This window comes from Streptomyces malaysiensis subsp. samsunensis, from assembly GCF_024519315.1.
GTDB classification, from domain to species: Bacteria; Actinomycetota; Actinomycetes; order Streptomycetales; family Streptomycetaceae; genus Streptomyces; species Streptomyces malaysiensis.
On record NZ_JANIIC010000002.1, the window covers coordinates 36,526 to 60,682 of the forward strand.

Annotated in this window: 15 protein-coding genes; 10 read left to right on the forward strand and 5 right to left on the reverse strand. The window is 72.6% G+C overall.

The annotated features are described in order from the left end of the window. Positions 1 to 18 precede the first annotated feature (18 nt). The 3 genes from NQU54_RS01435 to NQU54_RS01445 form a co-directional block, all read right to left on the reverse strand. Entirely contained in the window at positions 19 to 1,890 is a 1,872-nt protein-coding gene (locus NQU54_RS01435; RefSeq protein WP_257629373.1) for a CASTOR/POLLUX-related putative ion channel, read from the reverse strand. Between the two features lie 125 nt (positions 1,891 to 2,015). Then, positions 2,016 to 4,706 (reverse strand): SpoIIE family protein phosphatase, encoded by a 2,691-nt coding sequence (locus tag NQU54_RS01440; protein WP_257629374.1) that lies wholly within the window; start codon positions 4,704 to 4,706, stop codon positions 2,016 to 2,018. A gap of 414 nt (positions 4,707 to 5,120) precedes the next feature. Then, the gene (locus tag NQU54_RS01445) at positions 5,121 to 5,495 is read right to left on the reverse strand and encodes a hypothetical protein (protein ID WP_257629375.1); all 375 of its coding nucleotides are present in this window, start codon (positions 5,493 to 5,495) and stop codon (positions 5,121 to 5,123) included. Between the two features lie 262 nt (positions 5,496 to 5,757). Between NQU54_RS01445 and NQU54_RS01450 the strand changes: the two genes are divergently transcribed. After that, positions 5,758 to 7,176, forward strand: a complete 1,419-nt coding sequence (locus tag NQU54_RS01450) for a Gfo/Idh/MocA family protein (protein WP_257629376.1) — start codon at positions 5,758 to 5,760, stop codon at positions 7,174 to 7,176. 57 nt (positions 7,177 to 7,233) lie between these two features. Then, complete coding sequence (locus tag NQU54_RS01455) at positions 7,234 to 7,998, forward strand: DUF4232 domain-containing protein (protein ID WP_257629377.1); 765 nt, start codon at positions 7,234 to 7,236, stop codon at positions 7,996 to 7,998. A gap of 53 nt (positions 7,999 to 8,051) precedes the next feature. On the opposite strand, the gene NQU54_RS01460 is transcribed toward NQU54_RS01455, so the two are convergent. Together NQU54_RS01460 and NQU54_RS01465 are read right to left on the reverse strand one after the other, a co-directional pair. Continuing rightward, positions 8,052 to 14,492, reverse strand: a complete 6,441-nt coding sequence (locus NQU54_RS01460) for a type I polyketide synthase (protein WP_257629378.1) — start codon at positions 14,490 to 14,492, stop codon at positions 8,052 to 8,054. 81 nt (positions 14,493 to 14,573) lie between these two features. After that, positions 14,574 to 15,908 carry a beta-ketoacyl synthase N-terminal-like domain-containing protein gene (locus NQU54_RS01465; RefSeq protein WP_257629379.1) on the reverse strand — a complete coding sequence of 445 codons (1,335 nt, stop codon included), beginning with the start codon at positions 15,906 to 15,908 and terminating at the stop codon, positions 14,574 to 14,576. Positions 15,909 to 16,428: 520 nt separating this feature from the next. On the opposite strand from NQU54_RS01465, the gene NQU54_RS01470 reads away from it, so the two are divergent. The 8 genes from NQU54_RS01470 to NQU54_RS01505 all read left to right on the forward strand — a co-directional run bounded on the left by NQU54_RS01470 (position 16,429) and on the right by NQU54_RS01505 (position 24,156). Then, complete coding sequence (locus NQU54_RS01470; RefSeq protein WP_069860538.1) at positions 16,429 to 16,920, forward strand: Lrp/AsnC family transcriptional regulator; 492 nt, start codon at positions 16,429 to 16,431, stop codon at positions 16,918 to 16,920. A 135-nt stretch (positions 16,921 to 17,055) separates the two neighbouring features. Beyond that, positions 17,056 to 17,865: a dimethylargininase gene (gene ddaH, locus NQU54_RS01475; RefSeq protein ID WP_257629380.1), complete on the forward strand. Its 810-nt coding sequence runs from the start codon at positions 17,056 to 17,058 to the stop codon at positions 17,863 to 17,865. Continuing rightward, a complete protein-coding gene (gene rocD, locus NQU54_RS01480) occupies positions 17,865 to 19,112 on the forward strand; it encodes an ornithine--oxo-acid transaminase (RefSeq protein WP_257629381.1) in 1,248 nt (415 codons plus the stop codon). Before ddaH ends, rocD begins: the two co-directional genes overlap by 1 nt. 368 nt (positions 19,113 to 19,480) lie before the next feature. Further along, complete coding sequence (gene pabB, locus NQU54_RS01485; RefSeq protein ID WP_257629382.1) at positions 19,481 to 21,787, forward strand: aminodeoxychorismate synthase component I; 2,307 nt, start codon at positions 19,481 to 19,483, stop codon at positions 21,785 to 21,787. Next, complete coding sequence (locus tag NQU54_RS01490) at positions 21,784 to 21,951, forward strand: hypothetical protein (protein WP_306278268.1); 168 nt, start codon at positions 21,784 to 21,786, stop codon at positions 21,949 to 21,951. The genes pabB and NQU54_RS01490 overlap by 4 nt, the downstream gene beginning before the upstream one ends. Before the next feature lie 270 nt (positions 21,952 to 22,221). Further along, on the forward strand, positions 22,222 to 23,043 hold the full coding sequence (locus NQU54_RS01495) for an aminotransferase class IV (protein ID WP_257629383.1): 822 nt from the start codon (positions 22,222 to 22,224) through the stop codon (positions 23,041 to 23,043). 97 nt (positions 23,044 to 23,140) lie between these two features. Continuing rightward, on the forward strand, positions 23,141 to 23,755 hold the full coding sequence (locus NQU54_RS01500) for an Rv1733c family protein (RefSeq protein WP_257629384.1): 615 nt from the start codon (positions 23,141 to 23,143) through the stop codon (positions 23,753 to 23,755). Positions 23,756 to 23,865: 110 nt separating this feature from the next. Next, positions 23,866 to 24,156: a DUF1876 domain-containing protein gene (locus NQU54_RS01505; RefSeq protein ID WP_069860532.1), complete on the forward strand. Its 291-nt coding sequence runs from the start codon at positions 23,866 to 23,868 to the stop codon at positions 24,154 to 24,156. Position 24,157: the final 1 nt, after the last annotated feature.

The window sequence follows — 24,157 nt, forward strand, 5'->3', positions numbered from 1 at the left end:
CGTCCTTCGCGCCCTCGTTCAGTCCTCGGCCAGGACCACCACCGTGTCGCCCTCCTCCAGGGTCAGCGGTGCGGTCTTGGACGGGTTGAGATGAACGCCGTAGAGCGGTGGCGCGTCGCTCTGCCGGGCCAGCCGGTAGCCGATGGCCGTCTCACCGCGCTGGGCGGCGACCTCGATGACGGTGGCGAAGTTCGCCTCCTCACCCGGTATCAGATAGCTGGGCGCCGGTTTGAGGTAGATCTCGGAGCCCTGGGGGTCGAAGAGGTCGGCGAAGACCGCGTACAGATGGCGGTTCTCGGTGAGCTGGGTCAGCAGCAGGCTGATCACCTTGGTGGAGACGATGAAGTCGTCGGCCTTGGTGACCTGCGCGACCTCGCGGTTGGCGTCGTCGTGCATCTCGGTCACGATCGAGTACGGATCGCCGAGCTGGATCTCGATGTCGCGCAGGTGGAGCAGGGTGACCAGAGTGCGGTCGTCGGCCCGTCCGGGGTCGATCCCGTCGTCCGTCAGCACCACGATATGGCGGTAGCCGTCCAGTCCGAGCGCCTCCAGCGACGGGCGGCGGGTGGGTTCGCAGTACTTGAAGCCGACCGTGAGGTTCGTCAGCTCCCGGTTCGCCTCCTCCCGGGGTGGCCGCGGGGCGGCGATGTCCACCACCGACCCGGGTTTCACCAGCAGGTCGAGCTGGGCGATGATCTTCTCCGCACGGGAGTTCCAGCCGATCAGCAGCGTACGGTCCGGCAGCGGCGGCCGGTCCGCGGCCGTGGCCATCGCCGGGCGCACGATCCGGGGCCGAGCGGCCGCCGCCTTGATGAGCAGATCGTCCTCCGCGACCATCAGCAGCCGGTCCTCGCGCCCGATCACGGTGTCCATGGCGGGGTTGACCAGCACCTCGCCGTCCGCGCTGTGCAGGCCGATGGGCACACCGAGTTCGAAGGCGTTGAGCGACTCCCCGTAGGTGGCGCCGACCAGAGCGGGCTCGTGCCAGGGGTAGATCTCATTGCCGATGAAGCTGAGCAGTTCGTTGAAAACAGTGGACAGACCGGACTGGCGATGGGACTGCACGATCAGCCCGACCGCGATGTCATCGGCGTCGATCACCAGCGCGGAGTCCCCCGCGGCCAGCCGGGCGGCCGCCAGGTTCGCCGAACTCTGCACGGCGGCCACCACATTGGGCCGCCTCCCGGTCCAGGTGCGGCCGTTGAGCAGCAACAGCGACTTGATGACGTCGATGTCGCTGTCGTCCCCGATGGGCGAGAGCACCATGATGGCCTTGGCGCTGTCCGGGCTCACCAGCTCCAGATCGCCGCGCTGGAGCGGATTGCCGGAGCGGCAGATCACCCGGGTCTTCCCGGTGTCCGGGATACGGCGCCGGATCTCGTCCTCCATATCGACCTTGTCCCGGTCGGCGAGGATCACCACACAGGAGCGCCGCTCGCTCTGATTGGCCTCCACCAGCTCCGCTATCACCGTGAAGACCTGCTCCGACCAGCCCAGCACTATGGTGTGGCCGTGCTCGATCAGCCGTGAGGTGCCCTTGCGCAGCTGCTGGATCCGGGCCTCGAGACCGGTGGTCATCACGCCGATCAGCGCGCTGACGATGAAGATTCCACCGATGGTCACCGTGAGCATCAGGATCAGGAACAGCGGCCGCCCGGTGTCCCCGCCCATCGTGCCCGGATCCAGGGTGCGCAGCAGGCTCATCCAGACGATGCCCGGCCAGCCGCCGTTGTCCTCGGTGTCCTTGTGGGCGAAGGCGACCACCACCCCGGAGACCAAGGTGATCAAGGCCAGTGAGGCCAGCCCCAGCCAGCCGATCAGCGCCGGGGTGCCACGGTCCATCGTCCCGTCGAACCAGTACCGCAGCCGCTCCCGCAGCCTCTTGCGCATGCCGCATTCCTCCATGGCCCATCGCGCCGCCGGGCCCAATGGCCCCTGGTGAGCGGCGCTTTACGCCATGAGGGTGTCGTCTGACCCCGCCTCCGCGCCAATCGGGCCCGGCCGGGGTCGCGGGTTCAGCCGGGGATGTCGGCCCACTGGTCGAGGAGTTCCTCGTCCGTGGGCCCGCCCTGCGAGGGCATCGAGGCGGTCAGCGGCTGTTCGGCCCAGATGATCTTGCCATTGGGGGTGTAGCGGGTCCCCCAGCGCAGGGCGTACTGGGCGACGAGGAACAGCCCTCGGCCACCCTCGTCGGTGGTGGCGGCGCGGCGCAGATGGGGAGAGGTGCTGGAGCCGTCGGCCACCTCGCAGATGAGGGTGCGGGCGCGCAGCAACCGGACGCGGCTGGGGGCGGATCCGTAGCGGATGGCGTTGGTCATCAGCTCGCTGAGGATGAGTTCGGTGGTGAAACCGGCCTCCTCCAGCCCCCAGGCGCTGAGTTGCTCGGCGGCCTCGTTGCGGATGCGGGCGACCGCGGCGGGGTCGGAGGGCAGCTCCCATTCGGCGACGTGCCCGGGGTCCAGGAGATGGGTGCGGGCCACGAGGAGGGCGATGTCATCGCCGGGGTGGGCGGAGGCCATGGTCTCGAAGACGGCCTGGCAGGTCTCCTCCGGAGAGTCACCGGACAGTCCGGCGAGGATGCCACGCAGAACGCCGAGCCCCTCGTCGCAGTCCCGCCCGCGATCGCGGATCAGCCCGTCGGTGAACAGGGCCAGCCGACTGCCCTCGGGCAGCTCCACCTCGGCGGTCTCGATGGGTTCGCCGCCGAGGCCCAGCGGCGGGCCGAGGGGCATATCGGGGAAGGTCACGGTGGAGTCGGGGAGGACCACCGCCGGGCCCGGGTGCCCGGCGCCCGCCATCGTGCAGCGGCCGGAGACCGGGTCGTAGATGGCGTACAGACAGCTGGCGCCGCTGATGCCGGGGGCGTCGGTGCCCGCGGCGGCCTGGTCCTGTTCGAACCGGCTGACCAACTCGTCCAGATGGGCCAGGAGTTCATCGGGCGGCAGATCGAGCGCGGAGAAGTTGTGCACGGCGGTGCGCAGCCGGCCCATGGTGGCGGCGGCGTGCAGTCCGTGGCCGACGACATCGCCGACGACGAGGGCGACCCGGGCGCCGGGCAGGGGTATGACGTCGAACCAGTCGCCGCCGACTCCGGCCTGGGCGGGCAGATAGCGGTGGGCCACGTCCAGGGCGTCCTGTTCCGGCAGGCCCTGGGGCAGCAGACTGCGCTGGAGGGTGGCCGCCATGGCGTGTTCGCGGGTGTAGCGGCGGGCGTTGTCGATGGCGACCGCGGCGCGGGCGACCAGCTCCTCGATGAGCGCCACATCGTCCTCGTCGAACGGTTCGGCCTCCTCGGAGCGCCAGAAGGTGGCGATGCCCAGGGTGACGTCCCGTGCCCGCAGCGGGATGGTGATCATCGAGTGGATGCCATACCTGATGATCCTCGTGGCCTGTTCGGGATCCTGCTCCTGCCATCCCGCATAGGTCCGCAGATCCGCCTCGAGCACCGGCCGGCCCCCGCCGAAGCCCAGCGCCTGGGGCACGGTGCCGGTGTAGGTGATCACCTTGCCGACCCGCCACAGCGGATGGTCGGCCCGCACACCGGAGGTGGCGGTGCGGCGCATGGCGCTGTCCACGGGGTCGTCGCCGCGCAGCACGGGGTCCACGAGGTCGACGGTGGCGAAGTCGGCGAACCACGGGATGGCGAAGCGGGTCAGCTCCTCGGCGGTCCGCTCGACGTCGAGGGTGGTGCCGATCTTCGCACCGGACTCGTAGAGCAGCCTCAGCCGCCGCTCCGCCACCTCGGCCTTGCCGGACAGCGCGCGCAGTTCGGTGGAGTCGCGGAGGGTGGCGACGCTTCCGGACATCCCGCCGTCCCAGCGCGTGGGGCGCTGGTTGATGGCGAGCATCCGGTCCCCGGCCAGATGCACCTCGTCGGTGGCGAACCGGCCCGAGGCGAGCAGCTCGGCGGTGCGCGGCTCGAGGCCGAGCTCGGTGACGGGGCGGCCCTCGGCGTTCGGGGGCAGCTCCAGCAGCCGTCCGGCCTCGTCGTTGGCGAGGACGAGGCGGCCGTGGGAGTCGACGATGAGCACGCCTTCCCGCACCGAGTGCAGGACGGCGTCGTGGTGCTCGTACATGCGGGTCATCTGGGCGGGGCCGAGCCCTCGGGTCTGCCGCCGCAGCCGCCCGCCGACCAGCGCCGTCCCACCGGTGGCCAGTGCGAGCGCACCGGCGGCGGAGCCGAAGACCAGCGGCAGCTGGCGCTCGACCCGGCTGCTCACATCGGCGGCGGTCATTCCGGCGCACACCACACCGGCCACCTTGCCGTCGCCGCTGGGGATCGGGACGGTGGCCTGGACCTCCCGGCCGAGTGGCCCCTGCACGGACTCGGTGACGATCTTGCCCTTCACCACGGGCCGCCAGTCGGCGACGAGCTCCTTGCCGATGTACTGGGGCTTGGGGTGGGTGTAGCGGATGCCCTTGGTGTTCGCCACGACGACGAAGTCCAGATGCGCCCGGTGACGGGTGTCCTCGGCGCGGGGCTGTAGCAGGGCGGTCGGATCGTCCGTGCGCATCGCGGCCACGATCCCCGGGGAGGTGGCGAAGGTCTGGGCGACGGCGGTGGCGCGGTTGAGGGCCTCCTGCTCGCTGTCGTTACGGGCCTGGAGGACCAGCGCCGTCGTGGCCGCGACGATGAGCAGACAGACGAGCAGTACCTGGACAGCGAAAACCTGCCCGGCGATGCTGCGCACGCTCAGGCTGCGCACGCTGAGCAGGGAGCGGAGATGCTTCCGGGAGGAGGTGTACGGGGCGAGTCTTGATCGACTGAAAACTCCGACCACGCACCCTTCCTACCATTTATTCCCCTTCGCCCGTAAAGCCCGATGGCGCAGGATCTCGGGCCGTCCCGGTCCTCGATACGGACCGCGACGGTGTGCGGCTCCACGCACACACAGAGTCGGCTATGGGACTCCTCGCCGGATTCCTCGTCCCTAAACCCGGATGCACCGCTTCTAGGGCCTGTCTGGGGTTGTGATCTGGATCAGGGAGCGGGGCGTGGTGCGTGCGATCGCAAGGCGCCGGAAGGCCCTCGTAGCGGAGCTACTAGGGCCTTCCGGCAACGCGGCGAGCGTGCGTGCCACGCCCCGCGAGCCCAGATCACAACCCCAGACAGGCCCTAGCTAGACGTCGAGCCGGTGGGCCACACCGCGCATCGTCGCCCGCGCGGCGTCCAGGTCCACCCGGGTCCGGTCGGCCACCAGATAGAGAAAGACACCCTGGCGGGTGCGCTGACTGAGCGGACGGATCACGTGATATTCGGTGTCCAGCGTGACGACGATGTCCTCGATGCGCTCCGGGTCGTAACCGAGCATCTCCAGGGTGGACAGTTTGGCCCGCATGAAATCCGTGTCCCCGTAGGCCACCTTCTCCAGATCCGGCCCCTGCGCGGTCTGGGCCACACCCAGGGTGATCCGGCTCAGATAGTCGACGAGCGAGGCCGCGAGCGCACCCTCGCACTCCATCATCTCGCGCAGCGACTCCTGGATATCGGTCATGGCCCGTCGTCCTCCCGGGACCTGTGAGGGGCGCCGGCGTCGATCGGACACGTCCGCCGCGCCGGGTCTCCGGAGCGCATGTCCACTTATTTCATCGTTGCACAGGGACCGCCGGCGCACCCCCGCACACATCCGCCTCCCCCGTGCCGCGCTCCACTCACCGTGGTGGCGGGGCGCCATGGTGGCGGGGCGCCGATCGTCCTATTCTGCGCACGCGTTGATCGACTTCGGATTGAATCGTTTCGCTCCCGCAGGAGGACGCATGACCGTCGGCAGCACCCCGTCCCGGGCCGTGGTGGTGGGCACCGGCTCCCGGGCCCAGATGTTCACCGAGGCGCTGGCCCGCCGCCCGCATCTGAGGGTCGCGGCGCTGTGCGATCCGAACCCGGTGCGCATCGCCCACCACCAGCGGCTGCTGAAGGAGGCGGGCGAACCGGAGGCGGCCACCTGGAGCCCGGCGGAATTCGAGCGGCGGCTGCGCGCGGACGATATCCAGGAAGTGGTGGTGACCTGCGTGGACGCACTGCACGACGGGTATATCGTGCCCGCGCTGCGGGCCGGCTGCCGAGTGGTCACCGAGAAGCCGATGACCACGGACGCGGCCAAGTGCCGTCGCATCCTGGAGACGGTCGGGGAGACCGGCAACCATCTGACGGTCGCCTTCAACTACCGCTTCAACCCGGTGCACGAGGAGGTCCACCGGCAGCTGTCCGGCGGCGCCATCGGCGAGGTGCTGTCGGTGCACTTCGAATGGCTGCTGGACACCCGCCACGGGGCCGACTACTTCCGCCGCTGGCACCGCGAGAAGCAGCACAGCGGCGGGCTGATGGTGCACAAGTCCAGCCACCACTTCGATCTGGTCAACTGGTGGCTGGGGGCGCGCCCCGAAGAGGTGTTCGGCTACGGCGGGCTCGGCTTCTACGGCCGTACGGCGGGTGAGCGCAGCGGTTACCGGCGCGAGTACGAGCGGGCACACGGCGCCACCGCCGCGCGGGACGACCCGTTCGCGCTGGAGCTCGCCGGGAACGACGCGCTGCGCTCGCTGTATCTGGACGCCGAGGGCGTGGACGGCTACCACCGCGACCGCAATGTGTTCGGCGACGGCATCACCATCGAGGACGACATGGCGCTGCTGGTCCGCTATGACACCGGCGCCACCATGACGTACCACCTGACCGCCTACTCCCCCTGGGAGGGCTACCGGGTGATGTTCAACGGCACCCGGGGGCGGCTGGAGCTGGAGGTCGAGGAGAGCAGGTGGCAGCCGCCGGTGCTGGGCACCTCCTCCGGCCGCGGTGCCGTCCACGGCGATCAGGCGCTCGCCAACGCGGGCGGTCCGCGGCTGGTGCTGCGGCCGCTGTGGGAGCCCCCACGGGAGGTGGCGCTGCCGGAGTTCGGCCACGCGGGGCACGGCGGCGGGGACGAGCGGATGCTCGATGTGCTGTACGGGCCGGTGGATCCGGCGGCCGCCGGAAAGACCGCCGTGGACGGGGCGGATGTCCCGGACACCCGCGAAACCCCGGACACCTCTGATGCCTCGGATACCTCGGACGCCTCGGACGCCTCGCGCCGATCGGCCACCGAGGAGGACGGGGCGCTCGCGCTGGTCACCGGGCTCGCGGCCAACCGGTCGTTCGCCGACGGAAAACCCGTGGCCACGGCCGACGTCGTGACGCTGTAGCCGGGCGGCCGGTCCAACGCGGCTCATCCCGCCCGGGGTTGCGGCAGGATGAGCCGCATGAACACGCAGACGATCGCGACACCCCAGGCGCCCGTTTCCCGGAGCGCCGCTCGCCATCGCCGAAGACGGCTGCTCGGCTCGCTCGCGGCGGCCGCTCTGCTCTCCGCATGCGGTACGCAGACCTCGTCGGGAGTCGCCGCGGTGCCGGACGAGGCCACGCCCCGCCCGTCGGGCCTCGCCACCGCCCCGAGCACCGCCGCGCCCACCGCTCCCCCGGTCTGCCCCGACTCGGGGGTGCTGCTGCGGGCCGCGGAGGCCAACGCGGCGATGGGGCTGCGGGAGCAGGAGATCGAGCTGGTGAACTGCGGCAAGCGCACCTACACGGTGACCGGCCACCCCTCCGTCCAGGTCCTCGACGAGGACCTGGAACCGCTGGAGGTCACGATCAGCCACCGGGCGTCGGACATCGCCACCGTCGACGACTTCGGGACGGTCGGCGGACCCGTGCCGCTGAAGCCCGGTGAACGGGCGGTGGCGCGGCTGCTGTGGCGGAATCTGGTCACGGACATCACCCGCCCCGCCGCCGACGGGCGCTATGTGCGGATCGCACCGAACGGCGGCGAAAAGGACGCGCAGACCGTGCCCGACCTTGTCGACCTGGGCACCACCGGCAAGCTGGCCGTGAGCGCCTGGGCCCGCCCCGCCACGGACCGCCCGGCCCCGCGTCATCCGGTCCCGGGTGGCACGGCCGCGGATCGCCCGGTCCCGGGTGACACAGGCCCGGTTGGCACGGTCCCGGGTGGCGCAGACACCGGTCCGTAGCCGCCCGCCGGTGGCACCGCCGGTCCCGTGGCACCGCCGGTGGCCCGGCCCCGTCAGCCCGGGGCGCCCAGCCGCTCCTCCGGCCGGTCGGCCGGATCGAGCCCCAGCTGCTGGGCGAGCCCGGCGGCCAGGGCCGCCACGGTCGGATGCCGCCAGACGAAGTTGCCCGCGAGCTTGATGCTCAGCCCCGTCTCCAGGCGCACCCGCAGTTCCATGGCGAGCAGCGAGTCGAAGTTCAGCGCCTTCAGGGGGGTCTGCGAATCGAGCGTGGTGCCGCTGAGCCGCAGCACGGCACGGATGTGGTCGGTCAGATAGGACTCCAGCGCGGTGCGGCGGGCCGGACCGGCGGGAAGCGCCGCCAGCCGGTCGCGGATGTCGTCGGTGCGCTCCCGGGCGGCCGCCGGGGTGTCGTCACCGGCGAGCAGCGGGGCGAAGAGGGAGGACCGGCGGTCGGTGGCGGGGATCCAGGTGGCCGGTTCGCCGGGGATCACACCGGTCTGCACCCGCCGGTGGGCCAGCAGGTCGCCGAGGGCGTGGAGCCCCTGGTCGGCGGGGATCGTCCGATAGCCGCGGTCGGCGAAGCCGGTGGCCACTCCGGTCTCGCCCCACGGCCCCCAGTTGACCGCGAGGGTGGGCAGGCCGCGCGCCGAGCGCCAGGCGGCGAAGCCGTCCAGCCAGGCGTTGGCGGCCGCGTAGGCGCCCTGTCCGGCGTTGCCGAGCAGGGAGGCCATGGAGGAGTACACCGCGAACCAGTCGAGCCGGTGTCCCTCGGTGGCCCGGTGCAGCCGCCACGCCCCGGTGGCCTTCGGCGCCCATACGCGGTGCAGCTGGTCCTCGCGGATGTTGGCCACGGCCGCGTCGTCGAGGACCATCGCACAGTGGACGACACCGTGCGGGGACGCCCCGTCGCGCGCGGTGGCGGCGGCCACGAGCCGGGCAGCGGTGTCCGGGCGGGCGATATCGCCGCGGACGACCGTGATCCTGGTCCCGGCGGCGGAGAGTTCGGCGAGTGCCCGGGCGGCGGCGCCTGACGGTGCGGTCCGTCCGTTGAGCACCAGGTGGCCCGCGCCCAGGCGGGCCAGCCAGCGGGCGGTGGCGAGCCCGAGACCGCTCAGGCCGCCGGTGACGATGTACGTCCCGCCGTCGCGTACCGTCAGCGGTCCGTCGGGCAGCACCGCGTCGACCTGGCCCTCCTGCGGGATGGTCAGCACCAGTTTGCCGATGTGGCGGGCACCGGCCATCCGCCGGAACGCGTCGGTGACCTCCGCGAGCGGATAGCTGGTGCACCGCAGCGGCTTGAGACGGCCCTCACCGATGGCGCCGAGCACCTCGCGCAGCAGCGCCGCGTAGACCCGTGGGCGGGCCAGCTGCACCTCCTTCAGGTCCACGGTGGCGAAGGTGATGTTGTGCCGCAGCGGGGAGAGCCCGAGCGGGGCGTCGGAGAGGATGTCGCGGACGCCGAGCTCGACGAAGCGGCCGAAGGGGCGCAGACACTCGAGACCGGCCCGGACGGCCGCTCCGGAGAGGGAGTTGAGCACCACGTCGACGCCCTCGCCCCCGGTGGCCTCCTTGACCTCGTCGCGGAAGTCCAGCGACCGGGAGTCCATCACCCGGGAGACGCCCATACCGCGCAGGAAGCGCCGTTTCTCCTCGCTGCCCGCCGTGGCCAGCACCTCGGCGCCCAGCAGCCGGGCGACCGCGATGGCCGCGAGTCCGGTGCCGCCGGTGGCCGAGTGGATCAGCACCCGCTCCCCCGCGGTCACCTGCCCGACGTGGCGCAGCGCGTACCAGGCGGTGAGGAACGCGATCGGCAGCCCGGCGGCGGTGTGCGGGTCGAGCCCCTCGGGCAGGGGCGCCGTGTGGTCGGCGGGGACGACGGTGAACGATCCGAAGGCGCCGCCGTGCACATCGGCCGCCACCACCCGGTCACCGGCGCGGAGTTGGTCGACGCCTGGTCCCACCGCGCTCACCACGCCCGCGCATTCGAAGCCGAGCCGGTAGCGGATGTCCTCGTCGCCGGGGAGCAGGCCCATGGCGGTGAGGACGTCCCGGAAGTTCAGGCCCGCGGCGAGCACCCGCAGTTCCACCTCGCCCGGTCCTGGCGGGCGGCGGGGGGTGGTGGTGAGCTCCAGGCTGCCGAGGTCGCCGAGGCGGCCCGCGCGCAGCCGGAAGCCGTCGGTGCCGCAGCGCGCGGTGCGGGCGGCGGCGCTGGTGCGCTCGGTGTCGGTGAGGGGCGCGTAGTCCAGTTCGGCGGTGTAGCGGGCTCCGTCGCGCAGCGCGATCTCGTCCTCGGGGCCGTCGGCGAGGAGTTCGGCGGCGAGGGTTTCCGCGAGCCGGTCCGGGGCGGCCGGATCGGTGTCCACCGAGGTGGCCCGCAACTCGGGGTGTTCCAGGGCGAGCACCCGCAGGAGTCCGCGGAGCGCGCTCTGTCCGGGGTCGGCCAGATCGCCGGGGGTCACGGTGCGGGCGCCCCGGGTGGCCGCGTAGAGGCGGGGCGGTTCGGGGAAGCGGGCGGTGAGCGCCTGGGCGGCGGCGAGCAGCCGACGGGTGCGGCGCAGCCCGTCTTCCGCGCCGCCGTCGGCGGGGCGCGGGCCGCATACGAACACCACGGCGTGCGGTCGCTCCCCGGGGCGGGTGAGCCGGAGGGTGAGGGCGTCGCGGAACGTGTCGAGCCCCTGGTCGGTCAGGGGCGCCTCCCACACCCGGGCCGTGGCACCGGCGGCGCGCAGCGCTGCGGCCACCGCGCGGGCGGTGCCGTCCGCCTCTCCGACGACCAGCCACCGTCCCGGGGGCCTGGTGGCCGGGGGCCGGGTGGTGCGCCGCCAGCCGAGTTCGAGGAACCACCGGTCGGCCTCGGGTGCCCGGTCGGCGGCCCGGTGCACGATCCGCAGCCCGTCGACGGCCAGGACCGGCCGCCCGGCCGCGTCGAGCAGGCGGACGTGCCCGACGGTGGCTCCGGGGGTGGTCTCTGCGAGGCGGGCGTGGCAGTACACGGCGGTCCCGGGGTCGCCGAGGACGCGTACGCTCTGCATCCGCGCGGGCAGCAGCAGCCGCTGGTCGTCCCCGTCGAGCAGCCCGGCGACGAAGAGTTGGGCGCACAGGTCCACGAGGACGGGGTGGACGCGCAGACCGTGCCCTGGTTCGCGGGCGGCCTCGGGGATCCGCACCCGGGCCCAGAAGCTGTTGCCGTGGCGGGAGGCGGACACATCGGTTATGCCCTGGAAGGCCGCTCCGTGCTCCACGCCCCGGGCCCGCAGATTGGCGTAGAGGGCGTCGGCATCGACGGGCAGCGGATGGCGCAGGGCGAGGGTGCGCACGGAGGCGGCGCGGGTGCGCGGTGGTACGGCGAGTCTGCGGAGCACCGCGGTGGCCTGCCACACCCAGGCGCCGTCCTCGTCGCGCCCGTAGATCTCGCATTCGGCGCGGTCGGCGGCGGCGAGGGTCACCGTGGTGGACAGGTCGGTGCGGTCGGCGAGCCGCAGCAGTTCGCGGAAGCGCAGATCGGTGACCTCGACCTCCTCGGGCCCGGTGCCGAACACCTCGCAGGCGGCGGTGAGCGCGAGGGCGTAGGAGGCCGCGCCGGGCAGCACGGGTGCGCCGTGCACCCGGTGGTCGCCGAGCCAGGGCAGGGCCGCGGTGCCGGTGCGGGCGCGCCAGGAGTGGCGGACGGGTTCGCCGGGCACTTCGAGGTGCGCGCCGGGCAGCCCGGCGGCCGAGGTGGCGTCGGGGTGCGCGGGGAGCGGGGCGTCGGCCCAGTGGCGGGTGCGGTCGAAGGTGATGGGCGGTACGTCGGCGAGTGCGGCGCCCGCGTACAGCACCGACCAGTCGACGGGGACGCCAGCGCAGTGCAGCGCGGCCAGATGGGTCCGGAAGGTGGCGGGCTCGTCCTCGTCGCGGACGAGGGTGGGCAGGACGACGGGGTCCTCCACCAGACCGGCGAGTCCGCGCAGGACGGGTTGGGTGATGACCGGGTGGGGGGAGATCTCGACGTACACCAGGTGGCGGTCGGCCGCCGCGGCGGCCACCGCCGCCGAGAACCGGACCGGGCAGCGCAGATTGGCGCACCAGTAGTCGGCGTCGAAGGCGGGCGGGGTGTGCGGATCGTCGAGGACGGTGGTGTAGAAGGGCACGTCCGGGCGGCGGGGGGTGAGGTCGGCGAGTGCGGTGCGCAGATCGGCCAGCAGCGGGTCCACCTGGGGCGAGTGCGAGGCGACGTCCACGGCGATCAGCGCGGCGGGGACGGAGCGGGCCTGCCAGCCGGCCACGAGCCGTTCGACGTGGGCGGTGTCCCCGGCCACCACGGTGGAGCCGGGCGCGGCCATGACGGCCACGGTGACAGCCTCCGTGACCCCGCCGGTGTCGAGTTCAGCCCGCACCTCGTCGGCGCCGAGGCCCACCGTGGCCATGGCGCCGTGCCCGGCGACGCGGGTGAGCAGTGCGGAGCGGCGGCAGATCACCGTGGCCCCGTCGGCGAGGGAGAGCGCTCCGGCCACCACGGCGGCGGCCACCTCGCCCATGGAGTGGCCGATGACCCCGGCGGGCTCCACGCCGTGGGCGCGCCAGGTGGCGGCGAGCGCGGTCTGGAGCGCGAACAGCACGGGCTGCACCCGGTCGCAGCCGGTCACCGGGGCGCCGGAGCGGACGATGTCGAGCACCGAGAATCCGGACTCGGCGGCGATGAGCGCATCGGCCTCGGCGAGCGCCTCGGCGAAGGCCGGTTCGGTCTCCAGCAGCCGCCGTCCCATACCGGGCCACTGGGAGCCCTGCCCGGAGAACACCCATATCGGCCTGCGCGAGACCGCGGCGCCCACCGCGCCGGTGACCACGGCGGGGTGGGCCCGACCGGCGGCGAACGCCCGCAGGGCGCCGATGAGTTCGGCGCGCGACGCGGTGGTGACACCGAGCCGCCCGCGGCCTGCGCCGCGGCGCAGCGCCAGGGTGTGCGCGATATCGCGCAGCGGGGTGTCCGCGCCGTCGCCCTCCAGCCAGTCCGCCATCCGCCGCGCGGCGCCGGGCAGCGCGGCCGGGGACCCCGCGGGGACGAGGAACACCCGCGGTACGGCGCGGTTGGCGGGCCGGGGCCGCGGTGCGGGACGGCGGGTGGGGGCGGGTGCGGCGGGGGGCTGTTCCAGCACCACATGGGCGTTGGTCCCGGAGAAGCCGAAGGAGGACACGGCGGCCAGCCGGGGACCGGTCCGCACCGGCCACGGGGTGAGCTGGCGGGGGATGAAGAAACGGGTCCCCTCGGCATCGATGGCCGGGTTCCAGCCGGTGAAGTGCAGATTGGGCGGGATGAGGCCACGGCCCAGGCACAGCACGGCCTTGATCAGCCCGGTGACACCGGCGGCGGGCTCCAGGTGGCCCAGGTTGGTCTTGACCGAGGCGAGGGCGCAGCGGTCCCGGCCGGTTCCGTAGACCTGGGCGAGGCCGGCGAATTCGACCGGGTCGCCGACGGGCGTGCCGGTGCCGTGGGCCTCGACCATCCCGACGTCGGCGGGGTCGACCCCGGCGCGGCCGAGCGCCTCCTCGTACAGGGCGCGCTGGGCGGTGGCCGAGGGCGCGGCGAGCCCGCCGGAGTGGCCGTCCTGGTCGGCGGCCGAGCCGCGCAGCACGGCCAGGACCCGGTCCCCGTCGCGCACGGCGTCGGTGAGGCGTTTGAGGACGACGATGCCGCAGCCCTCGCCGCGGACGAAGCCGTCGGCGGCGGCGTCGAAGGCGTGGCAGTGGCCGGTGTGCGAGAGCATGCCCATCCGGTCGAACGAGCGGGTGATGCGCGGCTCGAACATCAGGGTGACCCCGCCGGCCAGGGCCAGATCGCATTCGCCCGCGCGCAGCGCCTGGACGGCCAGGTGGACGGCGACCAGGGAGGACGAGCACGCGGTGTCCAGGGCCACGGAGGGGCCGTGGAGGCCGAGGAGGTAGGAGATCCGGCCGGTGGCGACGCAGTGCCCGTTGGCCAGGGCGGAGCCCTCCAGCTCGCGGGGGTGCCGGTCGAGCCGGTTCATGTAGTCGTTGTAGCCGAGCCCGGCGAAGACGCCGGTGGCGGTGGAGCCGAGCCGGTCGGGTGGCATTCCGGCGTGCTCCAGGGCCTCCCAGGCCACTTCGAGCAGCAGCCGGTGCTGGGGGCCGAGGATGTCTGCCTCGCGTCCGGAGACGCCGAAGAAGTCGGCGTCGAAACCGGACACATCGCGCAGATATCCGCCGCGGACGGGCGGCGCGGCCCCGGGCCGGGCGGTCGTTCCCTGGACCGGACCAGGGGCTGAACCGAGGGTCGTGCCGGGGGGTGTACCAGGGGTCGTACCAGGGGTCGTGCCGGGGTCGGCCGCCCAGAGCGCGGCGCGCTCAGGGGGCGGTTCGCCGACGGCGTCGCGTCCGTCGGCCAGCAGCCGCCACAGGGCGGCGGGTGAGTCGGTGTCGCCGGGAAGCCGGCAGCCCATGCCGACGACGGCGATACGGCCGGGGGGACGGCCGGGGGCGGGGGTGTGCTGACGCATCGGGGTCTCCGTGGGTGGTGCCCGGCCCGGGGTGGGGGCCGTGAGGGGCCGTGGGTGGAGATCGCCGCGGGGGTCACGGACTCAGATGGTGTCCGGGCCGCCCAGCAGCATCGCGTGCTTCACGCCACCGATCTGGTAGTTGAAGCTGAGCGCGTGGTCGAAGTGGAGGGGACGGGGGCGGGTGCCGGGGACGGGGTCGAAGGGGAGGCCGTCCGCGGGCTGTTCGCAGTTGGCGGTGGGGCACACCTCGCCGAACTCCATCATCATCAGGGTCAGGGCGAGGCCGAGGCAGCCGGCGGGTGAGCCGTGGTGGCCGAAGCAGCCCTCCTGGGAGGACATCAGCACGGTGGCGTCGGGGCCGTAGAGCTCCCGGACGGTGTTGGCCTCCATGGCGGTGACGGCGGCGCCGCCGTCGCTCGCGCCGTTGATGTACGGCACCTGCCCGATCCGCCATCGGTCGCCCAGGCAGAGCCGGACGGCCCTGGTGAGCTGGGCACCGGTGTGGTCGGCGGCGAGCGGGTTGGCCAGCCCGTCGCGGGTCATGGCGGTGGCGAGCACCTGGCCGTAGAGGTGGGCGCCGCGGCGCGCGGCATGCTCCCTGCTCTCCATGATCACGGTGGCGGAGCCCTCGCCGTGGTTGACGCAGTCGGCACGCCGGTCGTAGGGGCGCATCAGGGAGTCGAAGGACGGCAGCAGATCGGGCATTCCGGCGGCGTCCATCGCGTCGTAGGCGCGCTGGGCGCCGCGCAGCAGCCGCTCCCCCTTCTGGATCACACCGACGTTGAAGACATCGACGCCGGTCACCACCGCGAGGTCGGTCTCGCCGGCCGCGATGAGGCGGCGGGCGTTGCCGATCTGTACGGCGGCGGAGGCGCAGCCGCAGGAGACGGTGAAGCAGGGGCCGACGGTGCGGGTCAGCGCGCCCTGGACGACGGCCACGTCGGAGGGGGATACGGCCTGTTCGGCGGCGACGAACAGCTCCAGGGCGTCGAGGGTGGTGGCGGAGTCGGGGTCGATGCCGAGCAGGGTGAGATAGCTGTCCACATTGGCGTCCACGCTGCCGCGGCCGACGAGCACGGCCGCCTCGCACAGATCGCCGGCGGCCAGGTCGAGCTCGGCGTCGGCACACGCCTCAACCAGGGAGACCAGGCCGTAGCGGTGGGCGTTGGTGTAGTGGCGGGAGAAGAATTCGGGGAGGTCGGGGAGTCGCTCCTCGAACTGCCCGGCACTCAGGTGGACCGAGCCGTAGTGGCTGTCGTGCCGGTCGAGGACGGAGCGGCCCCGGGAGGCGATGTCCCACACCTGGGCCGCGGTGAAGACGGGTTCGGCGCCGCCCGGCAGACAGAAACCGAGGCCGGTGACCACGGCGTCGCGCGGGTTTCCGGCGCCGCCCGGGGCCGGCCGGGGCGCTTTCATCGCGCCCTGGCGGGGCTGGAGAGAATCATGACGGTGGTCCCTTTCACTCACACCGGAGTACCTGAGCCGCCGGTACGGCGAGTCGCCCGAATGCGCGGGGGCACCGGTGGGCCGGATTCGGTTCACCGGCGAATTCGGCGTATGCGGCGCGGCGTTGGAGGTACTCGAAGCCTTTCCCCGTTGGATGGTGAGCCGTCTCCGTCGAGGGAGCCGCTCATCGTTCGGAAAGGACGGGTGGATTAGCTGACGCTACGCCTGGAAGGACATGGGCCGGTAGGTGGTGTCGTATCACCGTGGTGGATTCGGCCGGTTCGGCGCACCGCTGTCGTACCCCCGGAGCCCATACCGCGCGACCCCGGTGAAAAGGGGGCTCGTACCCCGGTTCACGCCCCCTCTTGTGGAACCTTTCTGAAAGAGCGTACAGAAAAAGGCGCCTCAGGCACTCAAGGAGCGCGGGACGGATTGAGCGCGCGAAAGAGCCCTTCGCGTAGGGCGCGAAAGCAGCAAAGGATGACAAAACATGACACAGCAGTCCGTACCGTTCGACGAGCTGGACCGCAAAATCGTTGCGGCGCTGGTGGCCAACGCCAGGACCAGCTTCACGGAGATCGGCGCGGCGATCGGACTCTCCGCTTCCGCGGTCAAGCGCCGCGTCGACCGGATGCGGGAGACCGATGTGATCACCGGCTTCACCACCACCGTGCGCCCGGCCGCCCTCGGCTGGCGGACCGAGGCGTATGTGGAGGTGTACTGCGACAGCGCCGCACCACCCCGGCGTCTCGCGGAGGTCGTGCGCAACTATCCGGAGATCATCGCGGCCATGACGGTGACCGGCGGCGCGGACGCCCTGCTGCATGTCATGGCGACCGATGTGGAGCATTTCGAGGAGGTGCTGGAGCGCATCCGGGCCGAGCCCTTCGTCCGCCAGACGATCAGCTACATGGTGCTGTCCCACCTGCTCACGGGCAGTGCGGAGGCCGGTGCGGCCCCTCCCGCGACCGCTGCGCAATGAATCGGCGCCAACCGGCCCGACCACGCACCATCGATGCGCTCATGCGCAGTTTTCCTTGCTTGTCTCCCCTCTCCTCCGCTTTCTACCGTTGATTCATCCCCCCGGTCGCCCGCGGAAGCGAGAGGAATAATCTCCGTGCCCCTGACGCGTGTGCCGCGCCCCCGGCGCTTCCTGACCTGTGCCCCCAGATATTTCGATGTGCGGTACGCCATCAATCCCTGGATGCGTGAGGACACCGAGGTCGACACCGACCTCGCCCAGGCGCAATGGGAGACGCTGATCCGCGCCTACCGCGACCACGGCCACCGGGTCGAATACATCGAGCCGGTGCCGGGCCTGCCGGACATGGTGTTCGCGGCGAACTCGGCCCTCGTCCTGGAGGGCCGGGTCTTCGGCTCACGGTTCCACGCACCCCAGCGCCGGCCGGAGCAGCTCGCCTACGAGCGGTGGTTCAAGGCGGCCGGTTTCGACGTCCATCCGCCGGAGTCGGTGTGCGAGGGCGAGGGCGACCTGGTGCCGGCCGGGCCCTTCGTCCTGGCGGGCACCGGCTTCCGCACCACCCGGGCGGCCCACCAGGAGGTGCAGGAGTTCTTCGGAGTGCCCACCGTCAGCCTGCTGCTGGTGGACCCGTACTTCTACCACCTGGACACCGCGCTGTTCGTCCTCGACGACCAGAACATCGCCTACTACCCGGAGGCGTTCTCCCCCGGCAGCCGTGAGGTGCTCGGGCGGCTCTTCCCCGACGCGCTGATCGCCACCCGCGACGACGCCATGGCCTTCGGGCTCAACTCGGTCTCCGACGGCCGCCACGTCTTCGTCGCCCCCCGGGCCACCGGGCTGATCGGCCAGCTCACCGACCGCGGTTACGTCCCCGTCCCCGTCGACCTGTCGGAACTGCACAAGGCCGGCGGGGGCATCAAGTGCTGCACACAGGAGATCCGCTGATGACCGCCACCACCCCCATCGCCTCCGGGACCGCCGCGGCCGACGGCGCCCGCTCGTCGCGGGAACTCATCCACGCCGAGGAGTCCTCGCTCGCGCACAACTACCACCCGCTGCCCGTGGTCGTCGCCCGCGCCGAGGGCACCTGGGTGTGGGACGTCGAGGGACGCCGCTATCTGGACATGCTGGCCGGCTACTCGGCCCTGAACTTCGGCCACCGCCACCCCGCGCTGATCGAGGCCGCCCACCGCCAGCTCGACCAGCTCACGCTGACCTCACGGGCCTTCCACAACGACCGGCTGGCCGGGTTCGCCGAGGGGCTGGCGGAGCTCACCGGGCTGTCCATGGTGCTGCCGATGAACACCGGCGCGGAGGCCGTGGAGAGCGGCATCAAGGTCGCCCGCAAGTGGGCGTACGAGGTGAAGGGCGTCGCCGCCGACCAGGCCACCATCGTGGTGGCGGCGGACAACTTCCACGGCCGTACGACGACGATCGTCGGCTTCTCCAGCGACCCCGTCGCCCGCGATGGCTTCGGCCCCTTCGCCCCGGGCTTCCGCATCGTGCCGTACAACGACCTCGCGGCCCTGGAGGCCGCCGTCGACGAGACCACGGCGGCGGTCCTCATCGAGCCCATCCAGGGCGAGGCGGGCGTCATCATCCCCGATGACGGCTATCTGCGAGGGGTGCGCGAGCTGACCCGGCGCACCGGGACGCTGTTCATCGCCGATGAGATCCAGTCCGGTCTGGGCCGCACCGGCACCACCCTGGCCGTCGAGCACGAGTCGGTGATGCCGGATGTGCTGCTGCTCGGCAAGGCGCTGGGCGGCGGCATCGTGCCGGTGTCCGCGGTGGTGGCCGACCGGGCGGTGCTCGGGGTGCTGCGCCCCGGTGAGCACGGCTCCACCTTCGGCGGCAATCCGCTGGCCGCCGCGGTCGGCTCGGCCGTGGTGGACCTGCTGCGCACCGGCGAATTCCAGCGCCGGGCGGCGGAGCTGGGCGAGGTGCTGAGGGACGGGCTGGCCGCGCTGACCGGCAAGGGCGTCCTGGGCTACCGCTGCCGAGGGCTGTGGGCGGGCGTCGATGTGGACCCCGCGCTCGGCACCGGCCGCGAGGTGAGCGAGCGGCTGATGGCCGAGGGGATCCTGGTCAAGGACACTCATGGTTCGACGATCCGGCTGGCACCGCCGCTGACCATCACCCGTGAGGAGCTGGAGGGGGCGCTGGCGGCGCTCGAGAAGGTGCTCGGCTGACCGAAAGCGACGAGGAGCGCCGGGCCATTACGTTTTATACGGCCCGGCGCTTCATCATGTTCAATCCCGCTCCGAGATTCTTTTTCGGCACCCTCCTCGCGGCCCGCCAGAACTTCCAACCATAGATAACGCCCAGGTCACGGCCGCCTTTCCGGGTTTTTATGTACGTTGATGAGCATTCCACGGTTCCGGATCGCACGGTGTGGAACACTTCCTGTCATCTTGCCGTCGGAGGCGGGGTGATGGGATCCGGTTCGAGGCAACCGACGGCCCGCGCGCTCGCCGATAGGTGGGCGCGACGTCGCGCCCCGACGACCCGGGCGGGTGATATCCGGTCGGGTTTTCTCATCGCAAGGAGGCAAATCCGGATGGAATCGCTGAGGACACTCCTCGTCGATCATCACGACTCGTATACGTACAACCTCTTTCATCTGCTGACCGAGGTCAACGGCGAGGAACCGGAGGTGCTTCTCCATGACGCGCCGGAATGCGCGGACATCGATCTCTCCGCGTTCGACAACATCGTGCTCTCCCCCGGCCCCGGGCATCCGGCCGATCCACGGGACTTCGGCGCCACCGCCCGGCTGATCGAGCGATCGCATATTCCGGTGCTGGGGGTGTGCCTGGGGCACCAGGGGATCGCGCTCGGCGCCCAGGCGCGGGTGGTGGCCGCGCCCGAGGCCAGGCACGGGCATCTGTCCCGGATCAAACACGGCGGGCGCGGGCTGTTCCGTGGTCTTCCGCAGGACTTCACGGCCGTGCGCTATCACTCGCTGTGCGTGGCCGAGCCGCTGCCGCTGGGGCTCCAGGGCATCGCCTGGTCCGAGGACGGGGTGCTGATGGGGCTGCGGCACCGGGCCCGTCCGCTGTGGGGCGTCCAGTTCCATCCGGAGTCGGTGCTGACCGGATACGGCCACCGCATGCTCGGCAACTTCCGCGATCTGACCATCGAGCACGCCAACGGCGAGTCGGTGACCTCCACCGTGGCCCCGCCCGCCGCCACCGTGGCCCCGCCCGCCGAGGAGCCGTGCCGCGCCCGCCGTACGGCGCCCCGGCCGACCGCGGAGGTGGTTTCCCCTCGCGCCCCGGAAGCGGACCCCCGAGCCGCACCGGCGCGGCTCTCCCCCGAGGACGGCGTCCCGGCGCCGACGCCCCCGGACGGCCCCGTCTACCGGCTGCACGCCCGATGGCTGGCCGACGCCACCGACACCGAGGCGGCCTTCACCCGGCTGTACGCGAAGGCGCCACACGCGTTCTGGCTCGACAGCTCGCGCACCGAGTCCGGCGAGGCGCGCTTCTCCTTCCTCGGGGACGGCACGGGCCCGCTCGCCGAGTTCGTCCGCTACGACACCGACACCGGCGTCTGCGAGGTCGAGCGGCCGGGACGACCGGCCCTCCGTGTCGAGGGCGGCGTCTTCGACTACCTCGAACGGGAGCTGACCCGCCGCCGGGTGAACGCCCCCGGCCTCCCCTTCGACTTCACCGGCGGCTATGTGGGCTACTTCGGCTACGAACTCAAGGCCGACTGCGGCTCCCCCAACCGCCACCGGGCCACCACCCCGGACGCCTGCTGGCTCTTCGCCGATCGCTTCGTCGCGGTCGACCACCAGGAGGGCGTCACCTACATCTGCTGCCTCGCCGAGGACACCCCCGACGGCCACCGGTCGGCGAAGGACTGGCTGGACACCACGGTGACCGTGCTCAGCGGGGTGCCGACGGTCACCGGGCCCACCCCGCCGCCGCCCGCGCTCGCCACCACGGCCGCCGTGGAGCCCTGGCTGACGCGGGACCGGGAGCGGTACCTGGCCTCGATCGAGGCGTGTCTGCGGGAGCTGCGCGCCGGGGTCAGCTATGAGATCTGCCTGACCAACTCCGCCTGGCTGCCCGCCCCCGGCGACAGCTACGCCTTCTACCGGGCCCTGCGGCGGTTCAACCCCGCACCGTACGCCGCCTATCTGCGGTTCGACGGCACCGATGTGGCCTGCGCCTCCCCCGAGCGCTTTCTGCGCATCACCCCCGACGGCGCCGCCGAGGCCAAGCCGATCAAGGGCACCGCCGCGCGCGGCCGGGACCCGGAGACGGATGCGCGGGCGCTCGCGGCCCTCGCCTCCAGCCCCAAGGCCCGCGCCGAGAACCTGATGATCGTGGACCTGCTCCGCAACGACCTGGGGCGGGTGTGCGCACCGGGCAGCGTGTATGTGCCGCACCTGATGAACACCGAGACCTACGCCACCGTCCACCAGCTGGTGTCCACCGTGCGCGGCCGGCTGCGCCCGGAGTCGACCCCCGTCGACTGCGTCCGGGCCTGCTTCCCGGGCGGCTCCATGACCGGCGCCCCCAAGCCGCGCACGCTGGAGATCATCGACTCGCTGGAGACCGAGGCCCGCGGTGTCTATTCCGGGGCGCTCGGCTACCTCAGCTGCAACGGCGCGGCGGACCTCAACATCGTCATCCGCACGGCCGTGTTCACCGGCGGCCGGATGCACATCGGCGCGGGCGGCGCCATCGTGCTCGACTCCGATCCGGCCGATGAGTACGAGGAGATGCTGCTGAAGACAGCCGCCACCATGCGTGCCTACGAGGCCGTGGAGCCCGCGCCCGCCGGAGAGCTCGACGATCTGCTCATGGCCGCCGCCGCGGCGCCACCCGCCGCACCTTCGGGGCCCGGGGGATGAACAGCGGGATCGCGGACGCCGTCGCGGCGGCCGAGGCGGTGTCGGCGGCATGCTCCGAGCCCTCGCGGGTACCCGCGGCGGTGACCGGGTACGCCTCCGCCCGCCACAGCGCGGTCCGCGACAGCGGCGAGACCGCCGGGGCGGTCCGGCGCGCGGCCGTTTGACCGGCATTCCAGCGGGCGCGGCTAAGCGCTCCGCTGGAAGTACCCTGACCTGCCGTCGATCGTCCGCGGCGCCGTCGTGGCTGGTCGCGCAGTTCCCCGCGCCCCTTCGGGGCGCCACCGAACCGCAGCCGACTTCCGCCGATCTGCTTAGGAACCCGGTCGGACGGTCAGGGCGAAACGACGGAGGCCCACCGGCGGGGAACACCGGGGGAGCACGGCATCGGACGGCGGAACCTTCGGAAACACCGGGACGGAGACGTGGAAGCGGACATGATCGCTGCACAGAACGTCGGTCACGCCGACGCGTCGGACCAGAAGCAGTGGACGCTGATGTGGCGCGAGGACGGCGGGCTGATGCCCTCCCGGGCGGTGCCGGACAGCGCGCTGCTGGCCGCCGACTCCTGGCTGATCGACGACGGGCGGGTGCGCGGGCTTGACCACCACCGCCGCCGGTTCGTCGCCGCGTGCGTCGAGGCGAGCGGCGACTCCCCCGCCCGGATCGAGAGCTTCTGGCGCGACGCGATCGCCGCCCTGCCCCGTACCGAGCGCTGGTTCCCCCGGGTCGAGCTGGCCGGTCCGGAACCGGCCCGGCTGTTCCTGCGGATACGGCCCGCTCCGCCGCGCACGGTCAAGGTGACCGTATGCCTGACCGAGGAGTTCGACCCGCGGTCGCATCCCCGCCGCGAGGGCCCCGACCTCTGTCTGCTGGCACATCTGCGCGAGCGGGCCGCCGCCCGCGGCGCACAGGAGCTGTTGCTCACCACCCCTTCCGGGACGGTGCTGGAGGGGACGGGGGCGAGCGTTCTGTGGTGGGAGGACGACGTTCAGTGCCTGCCGCCGCGGGAGCTTCCGCTGCTGACGGGCGTGACCTCGGCCCTGATCCAGGACCGGGCCGCCGAGCTGGGCGTCCGCACCGAGCACCGCCGCCGTGCCGTGCGGGAGCTGGACGGCCGTGAGGTGTGGCTGGTCAACGCGGTGCACGGGATCCGTCCGGTGGCCGCGTGGCTGGGCCGCCCGCTGCGGGCGGGCCCGGCGCTGCGCGCCGCCGCCTGGCAGACCTGGCTCGACGGCGCTTGCGATCCGATCCCCTGACCTCACCGATCCCCTGATTTCCCCCGCGCATCTGACCCCGATACCGGCGCGACGGCGCGCCGGTATCAGCACTCAGCACTCGCTGGAGGCCCAGACCATGAACACCCACGGACCGCGACGCGTCTTCGGACCGCGTCCGCCCCTGCGCAGGCGTCCGGCCGGCGGGCCCAACCCACTGCGCCGCCGGACGGACCGGATCCAGACCTGGTGCACCGTGCTGTTCGTGCTGATCCTCGCGGTCGGGCTGCCGGCCGCCGCGATCAGCGCGGGGTACGCGGCGCACGCCTCCCAGATGCGCGTCGTGGCCGCCGAGACCTCCGCGCGGCACCAGATCACCGCCCGGCTCGCCGAGGCCGCACCCGGGCCGGGCCACAGCGATGTGCGGGAGCCGCGGCAGGCGAGGGTGCGCTGGGTCGCCGATGACGGTGAGCGCCATACGGGCACCGCCACACTGGCTGACGGCGGCGATTCGGGGGACGAGGTGCGGGTCTGGGTGAACCACGAGGGCGCCCTGGCGCAGCCGCCCTCCTCCCCGTCGACCGCGCGGACCATGGGCTGGTTCACCGGCTGTCTCACCGCCGCCGCGGTGGCCGCGGTCGCGCTCACCGGCCGGGCCCGGGTCCGGCGGGCGCTGGACCGCGGGCGGTACGCACGATGGGAGGCAGAGTGGAAGGTGGTGGAACCCGCGTGGTCCGGCAGGAACCGCCGCTGAGCGGGGCTCCGGCCGCCGCCGCGGGGTCCGCGGCCGTCAGAAGCGGCCGTCAGAGGCGACCGTCACCGGCAGCCGCCCGAAGCGGCCGCCGATAGCTTGAGGAGCAGACCATGTCGCACACAGTGGAGTGGAAGGTCCACCTCCGTCTCTCCGAGGACGAGGGGAGGACCACGGCGCGCGTGGAGCTGGACACCGGGTCCACGGCGCTCACCGGCCGGGGACTGGCCAGGTGCAACCCGGACGACGATGACGTGCCCGTGATCGGCGACGAGCTCGCGGCCGGGCGGGCGCTCAGCGATCTGGGGCAACAGCTTGTGCGGGCCGCCGAGCGGGACCTGGAGAGCGCGGGCGCGCCCCCGGCCTCCCGCAGACCGCGGCCCGGCTACGGCTGGATCGCCTGAC

What these genes read in the sequence shown, in the direction of transcription:
- NQU54_RS01505 (WP_069860532.1), top strand. Translation starts at nt 23,866, where the DNA reads ATGTCGCACACAGTGGAGTGGAAGGTCCACCTCCGTCTCTCCGAGGAC.
- NQU54_RS01490 (WP_306278268.1), top strand. Translation starts at nt 21,784, where the DNA reads ATGAACAGCGGGATCGCGGACGCCGTCGCGGCGGCCGAGGCGGTGTCG.
- NQU54_RS01445 (WP_257629375.1), bottom strand. Translation starts at nt 5,495, where the DNA reads ATGACCGATATCCAGGAGTCGCTGCGCGAGATGATGGAGTGCGAGGGT.
- NQU54_RS01500 (WP_257629384.1), top strand. Translation starts at nt 23,141, where the DNA reads ATGAACACCCACGGACCGCGACGCGTCTTCGGACCGCGTCCGCCCCTG.
- pabB (WP_257629382.1), top strand. Translation starts at nt 19,481, where the DNA reads ATGGAATCGCTGAGGACACTCCTCGTCGATCATCACGACTCGTATACG.
- NQU54_RS01455 (WP_257629377.1), top strand. Translation starts at nt 7,234, where the DNA reads ATGAACACGCAGACGATCGCGACACCCCAGGCGCCCGTTTCCCGGAGC.
- NQU54_RS01460 (WP_257629378.1), bottom strand. Translation starts at nt 14,492, where the DNA reads ATGCGTCAGCACACCCCCGCCCCCGGCCGTCCCCCCGGCCGTATCGCC.
- NQU54_RS01435 (WP_257629373.1), bottom strand. Translation starts at nt 1,890, where the DNA reads ATGCGCAAGAGGCTGCGGGAGCGGCTGCGGTACTGGTTCGACGGGACG.
- rocD (WP_257629381.1), top strand. Translation starts at nt 17,865, where the DNA reads ATGACCGCCACCACCCCCATCGCCTCCGGGACCGCCGCGGCCGACGGC.
- NQU54_RS01495 (WP_257629383.1), top strand. Translation starts at nt 22,222, where the DNA reads ATGATCGCTGCACAGAACGTCGGTCACGCCGACGCGTCGGACCAGAAG.
- NQU54_RS01465 (WP_257629379.1), bottom strand. Translation starts at nt 15,908, where the DNA reads ATGAAAGCGCCCCGGCCGGCCCCGGGCGGCGCCGGAAACCCGCGCGAC.
- NQU54_RS01450 (WP_257629376.1), top strand. Translation starts at nt 5,758, where the DNA reads ATGACCGTCGGCAGCACCCCGTCCCGGGCCGTGGTGGTGGGCACCGGC.
- NQU54_RS01470 (WP_069860538.1), top strand. Translation starts at nt 16,429, where the DNA reads ATGACACAGCAGTCCGTACCGTTCGACGAGCTGGACCGCAAAATCGTT.